Annotated in this window: 18 protein-coding genes; 4 read left to right on the top strand and 14 right to left on the bottom strand. The window is 31.2% G+C overall.

Features of this window, described 5'->3' with window-relative positions; all coding sequences use genetic code 11:
- Positions 1 to 39 precede the first annotated feature (39 nt).
- The 4 genes from V9L04_RS19970 to V9L04_RS19955 all read right to left on the bottom strand — a co-directional run bounded on the left by V9L04_RS19970 (position 40) and on the right by V9L04_RS19955 (position 3,629).
- Positions 40 to 1,353 (bottom strand): ammonium transporter, encoded by a 1,314-nt coding sequence (locus tag V9L04_RS19970; protein ID WP_338791701.1) that lies wholly within the window; start codon positions 1,351 to 1,353, stop codon positions 40 to 42.
- Between the two features lie 301 nt (positions 1,354 to 1,654).
- On the bottom strand, positions 1,655 to 2,569 hold the full coding sequence (locus tag V9L04_RS19965) for a hypothetical protein (RefSeq protein WP_338791700.1): 915 nt from the start codon (positions 2,567 to 2,569) through the stop codon (positions 1,655 to 1,657).
- A 188-nt stretch (positions 2,570 to 2,757) separates the two neighbouring features.
- A complete protein-coding gene (gene mce / locus V9L04_RS19960) occupies positions 2,758 to 3,168 on the bottom strand; it encodes a methylmalonyl-CoA epimerase (protein WP_338791699.1) in 411 nt (136 codons plus the stop codon).
- A gap of 92 nt (positions 3,169 to 3,260) precedes the next feature.
- Entirely contained in the window at positions 3,261 to 3,629 is a 369-nt protein-coding gene (locus tag V9L04_RS19955; protein ID WP_338791698.1) for a hypothetical protein, read from the bottom strand.
- A 603-nt stretch (positions 3,630 to 4,232) separates the two neighbouring features.
- Here V9L04_RS19955 and V9L04_RS19950 point away from each other — a divergent pair.
- The gene (locus V9L04_RS19950) at positions 4,233 to 4,736 is read left to right on the top strand and encodes a transposase (protein ID WP_338791697.1); all 504 of its coding nucleotides are present in this window, start codon (positions 4,233 to 4,235) and stop codon (positions 4,734 to 4,736) included.
- Positions 4,737 to 4,857: 121 nt separating this feature from the next.
- Here V9L04_RS19950 and V9L04_RS19945 read toward each other — a convergent pair whose 3' ends face one another.
- From V9L04_RS19945 to V9L04_RS19925, 5 genes are all read right to left on the bottom strand, one after another.
- Positions 4,858 to 5,271, bottom strand: coding sequence for a BrxA/BrxB family bacilliredoxin (locus tag V9L04_RS19945; protein WP_338791696.1), 414 nt, complete (start codon positions 5,269 to 5,271; stop codon positions 4,858 to 4,860).
- Between the two features lie 96 nt (positions 5,272 to 5,367).
- Complete coding sequence (locus tag V9L04_RS19940) at positions 5,368 to 5,712, bottom strand: iron-sulfur cluster assembly protein (protein WP_338791695.1); 345 nt, start codon at positions 5,710 to 5,712, stop codon at positions 5,368 to 5,370.
- A 91-nt stretch (positions 5,713 to 5,803) separates the two neighbouring features.
- The gene (locus V9L04_RS19935; protein ID WP_338791694.1) at positions 5,804 to 6,232 is read right to left on the bottom strand and encodes a SufE family protein; all 429 of its coding nucleotides are present in this window, start codon (positions 6,230 to 6,232) and stop codon (positions 5,804 to 5,806) included.
- A 261-nt stretch (positions 6,233 to 6,493) separates the two neighbouring features.
- Entirely contained in the window at positions 6,494 to 7,444 is a 951-nt protein-coding gene (locus tag V9L04_RS19930) for a C40 family peptidase (protein WP_338791693.1), read from the bottom strand.
- A 290-nt stretch (positions 7,445 to 7,734) separates the two neighbouring features.
- Positions 7,735 to 8,271, bottom strand: a complete 537-nt coding sequence (locus tag V9L04_RS19925) for a hypothetical protein (protein ID WP_338791692.1) — start codon at positions 8,269 to 8,271, stop codon at positions 7,735 to 7,737.
- A 195-nt stretch (positions 8,272 to 8,466) separates the two neighbouring features.
- Between V9L04_RS19925 and V9L04_RS19920 the strand changes: the two genes are divergently transcribed.
- Both V9L04_RS19920 and V9L04_RS19915 read left to right on the top strand, forming a co-directional pair.
- Complete coding sequence (locus tag V9L04_RS19920) at positions 8,467 to 8,922, top strand: DUF1573 domain-containing protein (RefSeq protein WP_338791691.1); 456 nt, start codon at positions 8,467 to 8,469, stop codon at positions 8,920 to 8,922.
- Between the two features lie 380 nt (positions 8,923 to 9,302).
- Positions 9,303 to 12,401 carry a PAS domain S-box protein gene (locus V9L04_RS19915; RefSeq protein ID WP_338791690.1) on the top strand — a complete coding sequence of 1,033 codons (3,099 nt, stop codon included), beginning with the start codon at positions 9,303 to 9,305 and terminating at the stop codon, positions 12,399 to 12,401.
- Positions 12,402 to 12,461: 60 nt separating this feature from the next.
- On the opposite strand, the gene V9L04_RS19910 is transcribed toward V9L04_RS19915, so the two are convergent.
- From V9L04_RS19910 to V9L04_RS19900, 3 genes are all read right to left on the bottom strand, one after another.
- Positions 12,462 to 13,535: a patatin-like phospholipase family protein gene (locus tag V9L04_RS19910; protein ID WP_338791689.1), complete on the bottom strand. Its 1,074-nt coding sequence runs from the start codon at positions 13,533 to 13,535 to the stop codon at positions 12,462 to 12,464.
- Between the two features lie 43 nt (positions 13,536 to 13,578).
- Complete coding sequence (locus V9L04_RS19905) at positions 13,579 to 13,932, bottom strand: DUF6787 family protein (protein ID WP_338791688.1); 354 nt, start codon at positions 13,930 to 13,932, stop codon at positions 13,579 to 13,581.
- A 143-nt stretch (positions 13,933 to 14,075) separates the two neighbouring features.
- Positions 14,076 to 14,399 (bottom strand): antibiotic biosynthesis monooxygenase, encoded by a 324-nt coding sequence (locus V9L04_RS19900; protein WP_338791687.1) that lies wholly within the window; start codon positions 14,397 to 14,399, stop codon positions 14,076 to 14,078.
- 245 nt (positions 14,400 to 14,644) lie between these two features.
- On the opposite strand from V9L04_RS19900, the gene V9L04_RS19895 reads away from it, so the two are divergent.
- Positions 14,645 to 15,445, top strand: a complete 801-nt coding sequence (locus V9L04_RS19895) for a nucleotidyltransferase domain-containing protein (protein ID WP_338791686.1) — start codon at positions 14,645 to 14,647, stop codon at positions 15,443 to 15,445.
- A gap of 13 nt (positions 15,446 to 15,458) precedes the next feature.
- Here V9L04_RS19895 and V9L04_RS19890 read toward each other — a convergent pair whose 3' ends face one another.
- Together V9L04_RS19890 and V9L04_RS19885 are read right to left on the bottom strand one after the other, a co-directional pair.
- Entirely contained in the window at positions 15,459 to 16,724 is a 1,266-nt protein-coding gene (locus V9L04_RS19890) for a hypothetical protein (RefSeq protein WP_338791685.1), read from the bottom strand.
- Positions 16,725 to 16,794: 70 nt separating this feature from the next.
- Positions 16,795 to 17,748: an ABC transporter ATP-binding protein gene (locus tag V9L04_RS19885; RefSeq protein ID WP_338791684.1), complete on the bottom strand. Its 954-nt coding sequence runs from the start codon at positions 17,746 to 17,748 to the stop codon at positions 16,795 to 16,797.
- Positions 17,749 to 17,767 lie beyond the last annotated feature (19 nt).

Below are 17,767 nucleotides of genomic sequence, written 5' to 3'. Positions count from 1 at the left end.
CATGCCGTTGTTGGTGTCCCCACCAACGACAAAAAACAATTACTGAATATTAAATCCTTTTTCTCCGTGATAGGCTTCATCTAGTCCTGTTTTTTCCATAATTTCATCTACTCGTGCGCCTTTTGTAACAAATGCACTCACAAAATAAACAACTGTTGTAGCAATAGATGAATAGGCAATTACTGTTAGGATAGCCAATAACTGTACGCCTATTTGCTCTATATTTCCATATAAAGCACCAATAGCATCAGGATTAATAGCAGGATTTGCAAAAATACCAGCAGCTAGAGAACCCCAAATACCAACTAACCCATGTATTCCAAAAGCATCTAATGTATCATCATAATCTAATACTTTTTTGAGTTTGATAACGCCATAATAACCTATCAGACCAGAAAAAAGACCAATTGCCAACGCACCACTCACACTTACATATCCACAAGCAGGCGTAATACCTACCAAACCAGAAACAGCACCTGAAGCCACTCCCAACAAACTAGGTTTTTTCTTATTAATCCATTCGATGGCTATCCAAGAAAGTCCTCCAATACTTGCAGCTACATTTGTAACCAAGAGCGCATTTGCAGCCGTTCCGTTTGCACCTAAAGCACTTCCTGCATTGAACCCAAACCAACCAAACCACAAAAGAGCCGAACCAACAACAGTAAGCGTTAGAGAAATAGGCATTTCTGTTGTTTTACCAAAATCTTTTCGTTTTCCTAACAAGAGAGCTAATACAAGTCCTGCCACTCCTGCATTAATATGAATAACTGTTCCACCTGCAAAATCTAATTCGCCACTATTACTCAAAAAACCTCCTCCCCAAACCCAATGTGTAATCGGACTATAAACAAGCAAAATCCACATAAAAGAAAACACAAGCCAAAAAGAAAATTTTACTCTTTCGACAACTGAGCCACTCACAATAGCGACAGCAATAGCAGCAAAAGTTCCTTGAAAAACGACAAAGAGTAATTTAGGAATAGAAGTATTAGCAGCTAATTCGTTGATACCAATGTTTTCTAAAAATAGATTATCCAAATAACCAATAAGTCCGTTTCCATCACTAAATGCAAGTGAATAACCTACAATTACCCAAGCTACAGAAGCGACACAAAAGGAAACATAACTCATTCCGACGGTATTGAGTGTATTTTTGCTATGTGAAAGTCCTCCATAAAAAAGTGCCAAGCCAGCAGGAGTCATGAGCATAACAAGAGCTGTTGCAATCAGAACCCAAGCTGTATCTCCACTATTAAGAGTAGAAGTAGATTCAGTTGTTTGAGCAAAAGCAAATAAAGGCAGTAGGGAAAGCAGAAGCGATAGACTAACTTTTTTGAGAATAGAAGTCATGTTTTATTTTTTTTTAGAAAAATCACAAAATTAATTAATGGTGTGTTTTTTTATCCACTTTTCTATAAAAATCAATAATTACAGAAAAATGCGTGTGTTTTTTAGGTTAGTAATGTAAACATAATTAAAATTTTACAAAATCCCCTATAAAAATAAATCTAAAATTATTTTTTTTGATAAAAAAATAAGCACAAGATTTTGTCTTGTGCTTATTAGAAAGCATAAACAGGATTAAAACCTGTTTAATTAAAAAAAAATATTCTTTACTATTTTGCTTTTTCGAAAGTCCTAGAAAAAAAGATTAATTTCCGACTCTAATATTGAATGTCAGTCTTCCTATCGTTGATTCTGTGGCAGGTTTTGAAAGTGTACGTTCAAATTTTGTGTTTAAAACTGCATTTTTATAGGCTGTATAAGTAGCAATTCCAATAGTTGGGCTTTTTTCTACTAATCCTACTTTTATAACATTTCCATTTTGGTCAATAGTAATATCAAATACTATTTTTCCTTGTTCGTTTAGCGCATCGTTGGGTTGAGGTTTTTGTATCCATCTCCAACCTACAACACTAATCTCTGCCCCATCTTTTACACCTATTTTTCCTTTGTCTTCTGGGTCGTCCGAATTGCCTTGTTTGTCTTTAGTTTTCGAATCTCCATCTTCGTTTGAGTTATTGGTAACATCATTTTTCTTTTCTTCTTTTACTGGAGTTGGTGTTTCTTCTTTCTTTTCCTCCTTTACTTCTTGTTTTTCTTCCTTTTTTACTTCTTTTGGCTCTGTTTTCTTTTCTTCTTTTTTCTCTTCCTTCTTTTCCTTTTTTTCCTCTTTTTTATCCTTTTTCGTTTCAGGAACGCTTACTGTATTGTCATTTTTAGTAGTCTGAATATCTGGCGTTTGAGTTTCATTTTGAGGTGTAATATCTTGTACTTCTTGGGTTTGTTCTACTTGTTCTGTTTCGTTTTCAGAATTTTCTGTTTCTGTAATAGAAGGCGTAAATTCAGTTTGAGAAGGTGCAGGTGTTTCGGTAGGTGTCGCTACATTTCCAAAACTAACCATCGTAATACCAGCAGGCTCAGGAGCAGGAATAGGACGCTCCCAAACAGGTTTTACAAACAGAATAATTGCCAAAAAAATATGAATGATAACAGCTAAAATGGCAGCAATCACCCGTTCGTTAGGAGAAAGAACAGAATCAGAGTTTATCTCAGAGTTTATCATGAGCAAGAGAATACTATTTTATTTTAGGATAGATTGTTTTAGATTTTCTTTTACAGAAACTTCTAATTAAAGTTACAAATTTGTTTTGTAATGACAAAATTTTGACTTCGTTTAGAAAAATTCACGCATTAATAAACAGGGTTAAAACCCTGTTTTTATAGATAGCCTACAAAAATATTAATTTTATTCTAACTTTTTCGTTCTTGACAAAGTTCTACCAAAACACCATTTGTAGATTTTGGATGTAAAAAACAAATTAGTTTGTTGTCTGCACCTGTTTTTGGTTCTTGACTCAAGAGTGTAAATCCTTCACTTTCTAAACGTTTCATTTCAGCATAAATATCATCTACTTCATAAGCAATATGATGAATTCCTTCTCCTTTTTTTTCTATAAATTTTGAGATGGCACTTTCTTGTGTAGTAGCTTCTAAAAGTTCGATTTTAGTTTCTCCCAACTGAAAAAATGATGTACTTACACCTTCTCGTTCTACTTTTTCTACTTTATAATGTTCTTTTCCAAATAGTTTTTCAAAAAGCTCATTTGATTTTTCTAGACTTTTGATAGCAATACCAATATGCTCTACTCTTAAAAATGCCATTGTTGTTTTTTTGATTTTGATAATAAATAAATTTGTTGGTAGTTAAGAATACCAACAAAATTAAGAATGGTTTGATTTAAGTAATTAAATTTTTACCTAAAAATATCTTTTCTAAATAAAAATATAGAAATCAGAATATTCAAAAAGTAAAGTGAAACTGTGGCTGTATACAATTCAAAATAAAGACAAGTCAAAGAAGAAATTATCATAATAATATGTAAGACCACTGTCATCAATTTTGTTTCGCCTTTGAGAGAACGCCAACCATAAAGAGTTACTAAAAAACTTATAAAAAAGTAAGTTCCAATAGTATAACTGAGCATTAGAATACTTTTTGTAAAAAGTGCAATGCCAAAACCTATCAAAACAGTTGAACTAATAACACATAAAAATTTCTTATCTAAAAACTTATAAGCTACATAAAACATAGCTACTTCTAAAAGGGCAATTATTATTGCCATTACTACACAAAATATTTCCATCTTAGTATTTCTTTAGGATTTTAAAAATCAATATAACTTCATAATATACACTTTTTAAGTAAAAAAGTAAAATTAATAAACAGGGTTTTATTCCTATTTTTATAGATAGCTAAAAATGCAAATTTATTTTTTTAGCCTTCTTAAGCAATTTGTAGTTTAATCCTCCAAAATATAGTAAATCAAGTTGCCTGCTCTAAGAAAGTATAACCATTCATTAATTCTACTTGTTTTGAATAAAAAAATAAATGGTCAAAATAAATCCTATCTAAAAAAGATTTAAAAACTGAAAATTTAAACTTTCAAAACTTCTTTGAGGTGTGAGACAGATTTTGCTAACCTATAAATGATTTGCTTACTTATTTATTGATTAATAATTAATTAGGGTAAACGCACGAAAAAAAATTGTACTCGTTTAAAGCAAATCAAGCTAGTTTTTAGCTTTGCAGATTGAATCTGCTCTGATAATTAAAGTGCGTTTAAACACACTGAAAACAGTATAAAAAGTTTCGTGCGTTTATCCTAGTTCAGAATTTATTTTACAACAAAGAATTAGATTTTTATGTATGTCCGATGGGACAAAGAATGGAGAAAATAAGGAGTGGAAAACGTACTTCAAGGAATGGATATGAATTACAAGTGTTTTATTATCAAGTAAAAAGGTGTCAAAATTGTCCTCTTCGTAATTTATGTCATAAAGCTGAAGGCAATAGAATAATACAAGTGAATCATCGTTTAAACCAACTGAAAGAAAAAGCTAGAAATTTATTAATGAGTGAAAAAGGACTAGAACAGCGCAGCAAACGTCCTATAGAAGTAGAGGCTGTTTTTGGGCAACTCAAATACAACCATAAATTTAATCGATTTACTTTTAAGGGATTAGAAAAAGTAGAAATGGAGTTTCTACTGATGGCTCTTGGGCATAATTTTAGAAAAATGGTGGCAAAAACTACCAATAAGCTAAAAAATAATGTCAATTCTAAAAAATCGTCTTTTTGTGGCATTTTTTATCATCAAAAAACTCCTCAAAGGAAAAAATTGTTTGCAGCATCAAAAAAATCAACCAAGAAAAAGAAATACTCAAAATAGCTGCATAAAAAAGAGACTGACCTTTTCGGACAGCCTCCTTATATATAATTTATCTAAAAAACTGTAACACTATTTCAGGATGAGTCATGAAATTGTATTCAGTAATTAACTGGTAACTGACTTAGCAAAGTTCTTCAAAAACAGCTTTCAAATGCTCAGAAATTGCTTCTGCCGAACGTCCTTCAATGTGATGGCGCTCTACAAAATGGATTACTTCACCATTTTTGAAAAGTGCAATTGAAGGAGAAGATGGAGGATAAGGAAGAGCAAGCTCACGTACTTTATCAACAGCTTCTTTATCAACACCTGCAAAAACAGTTGCCAACTGAGTTGGTTTTTTATTAGTTTTCTCTAAAGCCATACGAACACCAGGGCGAGCTGCACCTGCTGCACAACCACAAACAGAATTGATAACCATAAGTGTAGTTCCGTCTTCTGAAAGTGTTGTTGTTACTGCTTCTGGAGTTGTTAAATCTTTAAAACCTATATTTACGAGCTCGCCTTTCATAGGCGTAGTCAAATGTTCTGGATACATAATATATTAATTGAAAATTGTGAAATTGAAATTTAAAGTGGTTGCCAAGACGTTTGTCTTTTTTTGTGTTTTAACGAAGCGACACACACAACTCACTTACATAAAACCAAGCTGCAAACGAGCTGCTTCTGACATCATCTCAGCTTCATAAGGAGGGTCAAAAGTAAGTTCTACATTTACTTCTTTTACTCCTACTACGGCTTTTACTTTTTCTTCTACTTCAGCAGGAATTTGTTCTGCTGATGGACAATTTGGCGAAGTCAGTGTCATTAAAATATGAACACTTGCATTATTTGGAACAAGCTCAACAGTATTAATTTCATAAATCAAACCTAACTCATAAATATCCACAGGTATTTCTGGGTCATAGATGCTTTGAATAGCATTGATAACTCTATCTCTTGTTGATACGGTTGGTGTAGTATTTTCTGTATTTTGCATTTTTTATTAAATCTATGGAAAATTATTTCTTATAAATGGATTCTGTTATAATTAAATATCCATTTCATAATTCATAATTCGTAATTTTTATTTAAACTGCTTGGAAAGCGAGCGCATAAATTTTCATTTGTTTTACCATAGAAGCTAGTCCGTTCGAACGGTTCATAGATAAAAGCTGACCTAATCCAATTTTGTCAATAAAATAAAGGTCTGATGAAACGATTTCCTTTGCTGGTTGTTTTGATAATACACGCATCAAAAGGCTTACCAAACCTTTGACAAGTGTCGAATCGCTATCAGCAATGTATTTTATTTGTAGTTCTGATTGTTCTTCTGACTTTTCGGCAGTAAGCCATACTTTTGACTGACACCCTTTAATTAAATTTTCGTCTTTATATTCACTTTCAGGTAATTTGTCTAATTTTTTTCCTAATTCTATAATATAACCGTATTGGTCGTTTTTATTGTCAAAAAGTGCAAATTCTTCTATAATTTCGTCTTGAATTTGATTAATAGTCATAAATAGTGATTAATTTTTAGTGATTAGTTATTAATGAAAAAGCATTTACATTAAACATTATCACGGTTATTTTTATATAAGGTGTTTTTGTGTATTAGCGTTACTTTGTGCTTTAATCACCCTTCTGAGGAAGCGTTTTTGTTCAGTTCTGATAACGACGTAGTTCAGCGAAGCTGAACACACATGAATAATTAACCGTGATAACATTTATTGAATTACTTGTAACCTACAAAAATACTCTAACAAATAAATCAAAATTTCTTATTCAGCACTTTCAATAGTTTCATTTTCTAAAATCTCTTCCAAAACTGGAGCAGAAATTCTACGCACAGAACGAAAACGAGGTTTGTAATAACTACTTTCCATTGTACTATATGTAATTTGTCTTCTGCTTCCTGATGCTGCATGAATGAATTTTATAGGTTCATTTGGATTCTTTTCAACAATAATTCCAACATGTCCTGTACGTCCAGAACGAGAATTTCTTCCTGTAAAACAAACTATATCACCTACTTGAGCATCTTCTAATTTTATTTTTTTACCTACATGGTCATACGAGCTAGAAGAAGCTGGAAGATTGATTTTGAATTGACTATACACATAAGATACAAATCCTGAACAATCAAAACCTTTGGGTGATTTTCCTCCATGTACATACGGAACACCTTCTTGTGCCACAGCAATATCAACTAATGAAGTTACAAAATTATCTCTAATAACTACTTTTTCTAACAACTGTGGGCTAACAGCAATATTGTTAGGACTAGAAAAGTCAAAAAAGTTAGCCTCTTCTACATCTAACTCAAGATTGTTTTCGTTTGTTTTTTGATTTGCTTCTTCGTCAAGTAAAGCAAAAATGTCGTTTTGATCTTCTTGCTCATCTTGCTGAGTTTCTAAATCATTAGAAATGGTTTCTACAGTCGTACTTTCTGCAAGAATAGTGTCTTTATTTACCAAATGAAAAGTGGGTAATAAATCTAAAGGAGTTTGAAAACAATTGAAAGAAGAGACTGAGTTATGAGAATTGGAATTTGAAGAGGTAGAGGCAACAATAAGACTATGAGAACGTTTTTTTGCCTTTTTCGTTTTATTATTTTTATTTGTTGATTTAGAGTTAGGCTTAGTAATTTCTGAAGGAGAAACTGTAAAAGCAGCACAAGTAAAAATTAGTGAAGCACAAAGAAAGGATAGCGAATTACGTTTAAAGTCCATATAATTGGATTTTAGTAAAAAATATAATGTTAGTGAGTGTGGAAGTAGGTGTTCTAGACCTTACTAATTTTTTCTAACATAAATGAAAAGATTAATTTTTGATTAATATTTCAGCTTATTTTCAGAAAGCACAAATCTACAAAATATTATTTGATTCTAAACAAAAAAATCAATACACTATTTCTTTTTTAAAGATATAAAGTATTGATTTTTAGTAAAGTACAGTTTTTTTATTAGTTTTTTAACTAAAAAATAGGATTGTTTTAAGGTCTTTTTTGAGTTTTGACTGCTTATTCTCTCCTGACTTTTATATGTAAAGCTCCATTTCTTATTCTTATTTGTTGATTTGGGTTTTCTCTATGTTCTAGTGTTCCACTAAAATTAGCCTTCATTACATCATTTTCTATACTCAAAATTTCAAATTGAACATCCCCTTTATCAGCAGCACCTATGTAGGTTATATTACCTTGAGAAAACTCAAGACGTACATTTTCTTTGTCTAGTTTTCTAGGAGTAGTATTATCAAAATCAAAACGAGTAAGAAGGACACGAAAATTACTAATAACAGTTGAATTAGAAGTAGTAGAGCGATAAATAGAAAGAGACCCTGCTACCTCAGAATATGTATTTAAAAGAGAAGGAATTGTTCCACTAGGATCTGAAAAGGTATAGTCTTGATTTTCAACTTCTACCCAAATTTGTCCTTCTGGTGGAAAGCCTCCTACTCGTTCGTCATTTAGCTCGCAAGATGTAAATAAAAAAGAAGTAGTAAGTAAAGAGATAGAAAAAAGTAAGTAACGAGAAATCAATTTAGAAATAGGTTTCATAGCTTTTAATAGAATAGTTAAAATGATAGATAAAATAAGAAGCGTATATTAGCTATAACTATAAATGTTAAATTTATTTTTATGGCAAAATAATTGACTTATTCTTATTAATTTTAAAATTAGAAACAAAGTTTAAGAATATAAGGTTTTAAATATAAATCTTTTAATTAAGAATAAAATTACACTCAACTAATTATGAAAAAAATATTTTTTGCATGGCTTTTAGGAATTTTTACTTTTTTGTCTGTTCAATCTATTCAAGCACAAACAGATACAGAAACAAAGAAAGAAACAACTACTTTTATCAAAAAAGCTGACGACCGTCAAGCACAACTCACTTTTGCAAATCGGGAACATGATTTTGGTGAAGTTGAAGAAGGTAAAATAGTTGAATATGTCTTTTCATTCAAAAATACGGGAAATTATCCATTAATGCTGCAAGATATTCGAACCACTTGTGGATGTACTGCTCCAGAATGGACAAAAGAGCCTATTGCACCCAATGAAGAAGGAAAAATAATTGTTCGTTTTAACTCTGCTCATAAAGCAGGGCAACAGAGAAAAGTAATTACTGTTATCTCAAATGCTTCAAATTCTTCAGAAGCTTTAGTCTTGTTTGGAACTGTTTTACCAAACGGAAGTGGAGAATAAAATAGTAATTTATTTTTATAGGATAAAAATCAAAACAGCTCTAGTGAAAAGATAAATTTTGCTAGAGCTGTTTTTGTATTTTAATTTTAGAAGCTCACATTTATGATATAAAATCAAATTTTATTTTGAACTCAAAAAATGAAGTTGTAAATTAAGTTCTTAAATACACTGTTTCAAAAGCTTTATTGCATGTTGTTGTGCATTCATTTCCTCAGAACTGAATGTTTCGCTTCCTCAGAAGCGTGATTTATTTGCTTGAATCACGCTTCTGAGGAAGCGTTTCGTTCAACTCTGGGGAGTTGAACACACAAAAAACATTGTAAAACTTTTGAAACAGTGTATTAAACTACACATACAAAAAGAAATAGTAAAAATATAAAATGAAGCAATATATCAACGTCGAAAATTTTGTTCCAGATGATGCACTCTTAGAAGCCTATGAAGAGGAAGCCTTCCATTATATTGATTCTGTAATGGAACGTTTTTTACTTATTTATATGGGCTTTAGTGGTGTATTGGCTGTTTTTTACGATGAATTTGTACAAGTATATTGGTTTTTGCCTAGTGCAGGAGCTTTTTTGAGCTATCATTTGATTAAACGTTTTGTAATGCCTCAAGATTCTCGTTATGTCTTGACGGCTGTTTTGGCACTTATGGGAGTTTTATATTTGATACAGTTACATGGAGCTTTCTATATTCATTTTGTGTTTTTTATTACCCTAACTGTTTTAGTATTTTATCAAAATTGGCGTATTCTAGTTTTTTATGCTTCCATAATTGGAGCTTATAATATTATTTGCTTTGTGCTGTATAGTGCCTTTGGACAAGAAGGAATTAAAAATTATTTTTTAAACATAGAAAATTTAGATTCTCAAGTTGCTTTTTTTGGTTCTCTTTTAGGTGGTGCAGAACTTGCCATAGCTGTATTTTTTGCAGGTTATCTTAAAAAACAAACTGACCAAGATGCACGAAACAAGATTTATCTCAACGAACAACTCAATTTTTCAGGTAATTTAGAATTTGCAAATCAGATTGCAGAAGGCGAACTTAATTCAGACTTTCAACCTGCTGAAAATGATGTAATGGGAGAAGCTCTTTTAAATATGAGAAATAGCTTAACTACATTTGTAGAAAATGAAAGATTAAATAAATGGCGAAGTGATGGAGTAGCACAGATTAGTGATATTTTGGTTTCTAGTGAATCACTTAGTATACTCTCACAGCAAGTTCTCAATAAAGTTGTTTCTTATTTGGGAGCGCATCAAGGTATTTTTTATTCTTTGCACAAAGATTCTTATAAGCATGAACCTTATTTAAAGGCAACAGCAGCTTATGCCTACGATGATGTTGAAAAATTAAATCAAAAAATATTAATTGGAGATGGTTTGGTAGGACAGGTAGCCCAATCTCAAAATCCAATTTATCTCAAAAATCCTCCTCCTCATTTTTTTAAAATAAAATCAGCTATTGGTGAAGCTCCCCCACAGGGTCTTATGCTTTTGCCTTTGCAACTGCGTGAAGATTTGGTGGGTGTTTTGGAAATTGCCCTTTTGCGTCCTCTCTCTCCACATGAACGTAGTTTTTTAGAAGAAATTTCTAGTCGTATTGCAGCCACTATGATTGCCCTTCGTTCACAGGAAGAAAACAAACGTTTATTAGAAGAATCTCAAGAAAATGCAGAGCAAATTGCTTCTCAAGAGGAAGAGATGCGTCAGAATGTAGAAGAACTAACTAGCACGCAGGAAGAACTTGCCAAGCAAATGCGTGAAACAGAGTATATCAAAAACGAAGTCACGGCACAGTTGGAAGCTCTAAATCTTTCTGCTTTACTTATTCAACTTGATAGTAAGGGACGTATTATTTCTGCTAATGAGCGTGTTACTGATGCAATTCGTAGATATGAAGATGATTTAGATGGACTGAAATTATCAACATTAATAGATGAACAAGAGCATTTGCAATCGTGGGAGAGAGTATGGGCGCAAGTACAACTTGGTGAAATAGGACATTTAGTATTCAAGACTAAACGCCCAGATAAAAGCCACTCTTGGATTGACCTAACTATTGCTCCTGTACGAGATAAAAATAAGAAAATTTATAAATATATTGCCATCGGACATAATATTACACGTCAGATGAAGCAAGATGCTAGGTTAAAGAGATTGCTTAAAGAAACTGAAGAAGCTAGAGAAAAAGCAACCTCTGCAAGTCGTCAGAGTCAGGAGCAATTAAGAGCAATTGATAATTCGGTAGCTATGTTAGAAATGGATAATACAGGCAAAATACTTCAAGTAAATAATAATTTCTTGCAGATTATGGGGTATGAAGACAAAGAAGATCTGATAGGAAAACATCACTCTGACTTAGTAGAAAAACAAACAGCTTTAAAAGAAGACTACTTAAATCTTTGGCAACAGTTGAGAGAAGGAAAAACTGTAGAGGGAACTTTTGAAAGAAAATACAATACAGGAAAAACAGTTTGGGTACGAGGAAGTTATACACCAACTCTTAATTCAAAAAATGAGCTTCAAAAAGTAACTAAATTGAGTTATGATGTTACTGAATCCAAAAATCAGCAAATTGAATTGGAAAACTTGTTAGAACAAATGACAGCGCAAGAAGAAGAAATGCGTATTAGCATGGAATATTTGCAGACAGCACAGGAAGAACTGGATTACAAAACAAGAGAGTTTAAAGATTTTCATGAGTTTATCAATGATTTTAATATCATTGTCGATTTTGATAAAGAAGGAAATATTCTGACAGTTAATAATTTATTTGAAGAAATCACAGGGTATCATGAGGATGAAGTCATGGGGCATAGTTATTCTGATTTTGAGGAATTAGAGGGGAATGAAACCTTCGAACATCTTTGGAAAGAAACTGTAGAAGGAGAATATACTGAACGAATTGTAAAACTGAAAGCCAAAAACAAATCAATTATTTTTCTCAAAACATTTTATATTCCTATCAAAGACCAAGATGGCAATGTAACCAAAATTACAGCTGTCAGTGATGATATTACAACCCAAAAAGAGCAAGAAAAATTAATCCAACAAAATATAAACGACTTAAAAAACCATCAAGATCAATTAGAAAAAAGAGAAAAATTCTTAGAATCCTTACTGAGTATTCTTGATGAAGTACCTGCATTAGTAGGACGTGCTACATTGGGTGGAAAATTAGAAATTGTCTATGTCAATGAATATGGTGAAGACTTAATTGGTTACGATGCTAATTTTATCAAAAAGAATGGTTTTGGTGGATTTATCCATAAAGACGACCTGCCAAAACTTGCTCAAGTTACAAAAGAAAAACTAGCAACAGGAAATAATTATTCGGCTACTTTCAGGGTTGTTACAAAAAGTAAAAAAATAAAAACAGTGTGGGAATATGCTCAAAAAGTAGATTTCAATGGACAAGAATGTATTGACTTTTTTATTATAGATCCAAGTATTATTTCTAAAAATGATATGTAAAAGTTACATGGGATTTATCCAACTCTTGTCTCAAAAAGAATAGTTAGATTTTGGATTTTACTAAATTGTATCATCTAAATCTATTGCTACATCATGTTGTGCAATAGGGATTTTTGTTTTACTCAAAAATACTTCTTCAATATCACAAGTAGATTCATTTCCTATTTTATCAAAATTTTCTCTTAGCCAACGGTCGGCAGCAGCTTTTCCGTATTTTTTGAGTTTTAATAGAAAGCTAAGTTCTGCATTCATTTTTGTCTTTGAACTCAATTTTGCCATCAAACGCTCTGGAGCAATATTATGAATAAATAAATCTCTAAATTTTCCATCAATATTTATTCCTCGGTCTAGCATTTTTCGGACTAAATTTATCTGACGAATATCGTGTATTAAGCTAGAGTTAAAGGCAATTTCGTTGATTCTATCTCTAATTTCTTCTACTGTTTTTGGAACATGTGGAATTCGAATTGGATTTATTTGTACAATCATAATATCTGAAGTACGAGTATTATCAATAAGTGGATAAAGAGGGGGATTTCCCATATAACCACCATCCCAGTAGGCTTCTCCATCAATTTCAACAGCTTGAAAAAGAAAAGGCAAACACGCAGAAGCCAAAACAGCATCTAAAGACATTGTTTCATTATCAAAAACCTTTGCTTGACTTGTTCTTACGTTGGTCGCACAAATAAATAGCTTATTGTAACGTGTATTTTTGAGTTTTTCAAAATCTACCATATCAGCCAAAATATAACGCAATGGATTGATGTTTAGTGGATTAAACTCATAAGGAGAATACTGCATCATAAACATTTCCATCATATTATAGATGGGAGATAACTTTAACATTCCACTATTAAAAAGTTTATCAAAACCACTTGGTTTTATCATTCCAAAATTTTGAAGGTGTGCTACTCTTCTCCAAAAGTCATTTAGATGAGCAATAGCTCCCAAACGTCCTCCTTTTTGTAATCCTGCTGCTGTAATGACTGCATTCATAGCTCCTGCTGAAGTTCCACAAATTCCATCAATAATTATTCTTCGGTCTTCTAAAAGGCGTTCTAAAATTCCCCATGTGTAAGCTCCATGAGAACCTCCACCTTGTAGTGCTAAATCTAATTTTTTGCGTTGCATAACTGGTTTATTGTGTTTTTTTGCCTTAGTATTTGATTCTTAACTATTTTTTTAGAAAAAAGAAAATTCTACCAAAAGTACGTTTTACGAAGTTCCAAAAGAAATTAAATTGTCCAAAAATTGCACCGTAAAAAAGGAGTACAATTTGATAAATAGGTAAAATAAGAATAATCCAAACAATAGTTTTGATATACCAAGGTGTTGTTTCATCAAAACCAATGATTCCAAAAAACCAGCGTTTGCCATACATAACCGTAAAACCTGTTAGAGCAAAAACAATCAGAATAACAAAAACCTGCCAAGCTGAATTTACTTGCCAACGAGTTTTGAGTTTTTCTATCCAGTTTGCTTTTTGTTTATTCGTCTTATTATTCTTACTCTCCATTTCTTTTTCCATGAGGTAAATTTAAGCATTAATCAATTAGGAAGTGAAATTAATTATCATGCCCTAACACTGAGATATTAGAAACTGTTCTACAATTATAAGTTTATAACTTTCTTGCCTTTGTTTAGAGCTTAATATAGCAAAGCAAAAAAAAATTAGATAAAAAAATCATAATCTCGTTCTACTTTTGCAATTCTAGTTTTAAAGGCTTTATAAAATTCTGTGCGCCCTTTTTCTCTAGCCAAAGTATGTTCAGATTGAAATTTCCATTTCTTTATCGATTCCAAATCTTTCCAATACGAAACTGTTATTCCAATTTCCTCTCTAGCAGACTCAACTCCCAAAAAACCTTCCTGTTCTTTTGCTAGTTCTACCATTCGAATAGCTGTTCTGGAATATTCATTTTTGTCTATTTTATCATTCAAAATAGATGTAAAAATAACAGCATAATAGGGTGTTTCTAATGTTTGAGCTATCATAATTTGGAAAAAAAGAATTAAGAAAATTTCAACAAAAATAATAGGTTATTTCTAATTTTTGAAATCTAACTTCTAAAGTTATTCTATTATCTTTGTAGGTACAAGTAATTTAATGTAAAAGTAATGCTTTTTCATTAATAACTAATCACTATTTATGATGTAGAGTATCTTAGAAAGTTAGCAATGAATTTTGTGTATTTGCCCTAAAAAGATTTTGAAGATTCTCTATTTAAAAACTAATTTCCATGCAAACCAATTTAGAAAATTCTATTCCAAAAGACATTCAAGTTTATATTGAAAAATGTCTGAAAAAGGTAGAAACAGAAAATAATATTAAAATTTTGTATGCCTGTGAGAGTGGCAGTCGTGCGTGGGGATTTGGTTCGCCCGATAGTGATTATGATGTTCGTTTTTTGTTTGTCCACCAAAAAGAAAAGTATTTATCTGTCAATTCTCCTTTAGATTCTATTGATAAGTTTTTTGATAAAGATGTAGATTTATCTGCTTGGGACATCAAAAAAGCCTTATCTCTTTTGGTAAAATCAAATGCAACTCCTTTTGAATGGTTACAATCACCAATTATTTACAGACAAAGCAAAGAAAGTGAAGCATTTAGAAATAGACTTTGGCAACTTTCAAAAGACTACTTTTCTGCCAAAACACTTATTTTTCATTATCTCGGAATTGCAAAAGGAATGATTTCAAAGATAGAAGAAAATCAAATTTCTATTAAAAAATATTTCTATATTTTGCGTCCTGTTTTGGCTGCTTATTACATCAAAACAAGAAATGAAGCTGCTCCCATGGAGTTCAAATATTTAGTAAATAATCTGCAAACAAAAGAAGAAAAATCTGTCAAAGATGCTATCGAAAATCTTTGGGAAGACAAACTAATTGCAAAAGAAGGAGACAGAATAGAAGTTCCTGCTTTTATTCATTCTTTTATCGAAGCTCAAATTTCAGAATGTGGAATTTATGCCAGTAATCTGAAACGAGAAACAAAAGATATTGAACCATTGAATGGATTTTTTAGAGATTTATTATAAGGTTTTTATGAAATTATTTTTGTTCTAATAATACTTTAATTTCATCTAGCTTTTTCATATAATCAGCATGTTTGTTTGCTTCTTTTTTGCTGTAATTTTCTTGTTTTCTTTCTTTTTTACGCAGTTCGTTTTCCTCTGCATATTTTATTTCTTTTTCTAAAATATCTTTAGCTGTTTTCTTTTGTCCTGCAAAATTACAAGCAAAATTTATATCTGCACTTTGATTTAGAAGCATTTGTATGAGTTCTTTATCGTGTTTTTCCACAGCAAGTATTAAAGGATTTTTTCCAAAAGAAGTGCATTGATTCCAGTTTACATCATATTTACCTAACATTTCTATCCATTCTTTTCTTGTATGCTGATTTGGTTTTCTCTTGGTTCTTGTACTAAAAATTCTACCATCAAAATTTTCATCAATTACATTTTCTAAAAAATAACTATTTATACAAGAAGAAGAAACTCCATTTGCTAAGAGCCATTCTGTGCGTTCAAAATTAATTTTACTGAATTTTTTTATTTGTATTATTTGATTGAATTCTATACAAGTGACTTTACTCAAGTCAATTTTATACTTTTCTGCTACCTTTTTATAATTGTCGCTTTCAAATAAGGTGATTTTGTCTATATTTTCAGTCTTTGCTCCTTTTTCTATCAAAATTTCTATCATTTTTTCATTACTTGTAAAAATCCTCATTTCTTCTGCTTTTGCTCCCAAATCTAAACAAAACTGCAGGTTTTGTAACTCATTCTGACTGATATAATATTCTGGAAGCGAAACAATATCTTTTGTTTTTATATCTAAGTTTGCACCACGACTAACAAGCTGCGCAATCATACTTGTATCTTCATTAAAAAGCATTAAAATAGGATAACTTTTAAGAATTGTATTTGTCTTTGTCTGTCTTTTTCTAAATTTTGTACGCAAAATACGATTACTTATAGCTACCCCCATATTTATAAGGGCTGTTTCTGCTACATTAGAATTTACTTCTTCTTCGAAAGCACAAGGAAAATTTATATCTACTTTTTGAGATAGAAAATTATCAATATTTTTTAGTTGTTCTTCTCTGCTTATGCTATCTTCTACCAAACAGTCACAAAAGGCATTTTGTATAGAATCTTGTTTGTGTTTTTGTAATAGTTGTGCTAATTTTTCGGTCGTATTTTCTTGCTCTGCATCTTCTGCTTTTTTTGCTGTTTGACAAGATGAAATAAGGCAAGAAAAAATAAATAAAGGAAATGAGATAGAAAAAACTAAAACTAAAGATTTAATTTTCATAGTATTTTTAAGATGCAAAATGTAGTGTAAGTAGTAAAGTAAACATCAAAATACGAAAATCTTTTGATAACTAATCTAATGAAAAAGTCTTTTTTATCTCAACTTGCAATGAATCACCTTTTCTAAATTCTTGATAAGTATTTGTATGAATTTTGAAAATATGATTTTCTAAGTTCTTACCAATTATTTTATAACTATTCCCATAAAACTCTATTTCTTCTATTTGAATTTTTTGTGTTTTTAAACTAATGTTATTTTCTAACGTATTTCTATCAATAACTTCAATCCATTCTGGACGTGTATATATTTTTTGTAACTGATTATTTGAAATTTCTTGAATTTCTCCAAAAAGTGTTGCTACATAACTTGTATTCGGATTTTGATATAACTTTTGAGGATTATCTAACTGTTCAATTTTTCCATTTCGCATCACAGCAAGTTGGTTGGCAAGTGAAAGAGCATCTTGCAAATCATGAGTCACCAAAATAGTTGTAGTCTGTGTTTTTTCTAAAATTGTTTTGATTTGATGGCGAACTTCGCCTTTAAGCTGCTCATCAAGATTTGAAAAAGGTTCATCTAAAAGTAAAAGTTCTGGATTGGGAGCAAGCGCACGAGCTAAAGCTATTCGCTGCTGTTGTCCTCCAGAAAGCTCATGAGGAAATCGTTTTTCATAATTTGGAAGCTCTACCAAAGCAAGCATTTCAGCTACTCGTTCTTTTTTCTGTGATTTGTTGTATAATTTGCTACTCAATCCATAAGCAATATTTTCAAAAACAGTAAGGTGAGGAAAAAGGGCATAATGTTGAAAAAATAAGCCTACATTTCGTTTTTCAGGTTTTATAAAAGTAGAGTTATTATCGAAAACTAATTTGTTTTGCAAAGTGATAGAGCCTTTTGAAGGTTTTTCTAATCCTGCTATCATTCTAAGTAGTGTTGTTTTTCCACTTCCACTTTCTCCCAAAAGAGCCAATGTTTCGCCTTTTTTGAGTGAAAAAGAAATATCATCGACAGCATAGTTTTCCATTAAAGGAAATTTTTTATAA

Origin of the sequence: Bernardetia sp. MNP-M8, from assembly GCF_037126285.1 — a bacterium.
In the GTDB taxonomy this organism is placed as follows: Bacteria; Bacteroidota; Bacteroidia; order Cytophagales; family Bernardetiaceae; genus Bernardetia.
The sequence above is the reverse complement of the archived record's forward strand: the minus strand, read 5'-3'. Positions and strand labels throughout refer to the sequence as shown.

Coding starts and splice junctions, on each gene's coding strand:
- V9L04_RS19970 (WP_338791701.1), bottom strand. CDS start 1,353: ATGACTTCTATTCTCAAAAAAGTTAGTCTATCGCTTCTGCTTTCCCTA.
- V9L04_RS19965 (WP_338791700.1), bottom strand. CDS start 2,569: ATGATAAACTCTGAGATAAACTCTGATTCTGTTCTTTCTCCTAACGAA.
- mce (WP_338791699.1), bottom strand. CDS start 3,168: ATGGCATTTTTAAGAGTAGAGCATATTGGTATTGCTATCAAAAGTCTA.
- V9L04_RS19955 (WP_338791698.1), bottom strand. CDS start 3,629: ATGGCAATAATAATTGCCCTTTTAGAAGTAGCTATGTTTTATGTAGCT.
- V9L04_RS19950 (WP_338791697.1), top strand. CDS start 4,233: ATGGAGAAAATAAGGAGTGGAAAACGTACTTCAAGGAATGGATATGAA.
- V9L04_RS19945 (WP_338791696.1), bottom strand. CDS start 5,271: ATGTATCCAGAACATTTGACTACGCCTATGAAAGGCGAGCTCGTAAAT.
- V9L04_RS19940 (WP_338791695.1), bottom strand. CDS start 5,712: ATGCAAAATACAGAAAATACTACACCAACCGTATCAACAAGAGATAGA.
- V9L04_RS19935 (WP_338791694.1), bottom strand. CDS start 6,232: ATGACTATTAATCAAATTCAAGACGAAATTATAGAAGAATTTGCACTT.
- V9L04_RS19930 (WP_338791693.1), bottom strand. CDS start 7,444: ATGGACTTTAAACGTAATTCGCTATCCTTTCTTTGTGCTTCACTAATT.
- V9L04_RS19925 (WP_338791692.1), bottom strand. CDS start 8,271: ATGAAACCTATTTCTAAATTGATTTCTCGTTACTTACTTTTTTCTATC.
- V9L04_RS19920 (WP_338791691.1), top strand. CDS start 8,467: ATGAAAAAAATATTTTTTGCATGGCTTTTAGGAATTTTTACTTTTTTG.
- V9L04_RS19915 (WP_338791690.1), top strand. CDS start 9,303: ATGAAGCAATATATCAACGTCGAAAATTTTGTTCCAGATGATGCACTC.
- V9L04_RS19910 (WP_338791689.1), bottom strand. CDS start 13,535: ATGCAACGCAAAAAATTAGATTTAGCACTACAAGGTGGAGGTTCTCAT.
- V9L04_RS19905 (WP_338791688.1), bottom strand. CDS start 13,932: ATGGAAAAAGAAATGGAGAGTAAGAATAATAAGACGAATAAACAAAAA.
- V9L04_RS19900 (WP_338791687.1), bottom strand. CDS start 14,399: ATGATAGCTCAAACATTAGAAACACCCTATTATGCTGTTATTTTTACA.
- V9L04_RS19895 (WP_338791686.1), top strand. CDS start 14,645: ATGCAAACCAATTTAGAAAATTCTATTCCAAAAGACATTCAAGTTTAT.
- V9L04_RS19890 (WP_338791685.1), bottom strand. CDS start 16,724: ATGAAAATTAAATCTTTAGTTTTAGTTTTTTCTATCTCATTTCCTTTA.
- V9L04_RS19885 (WP_338791684.1), bottom strand. CDS start 17,748: ATGGAAAACTATGCTGTCGATGATATTTCTTTTTCACTCAAAAAAGGC.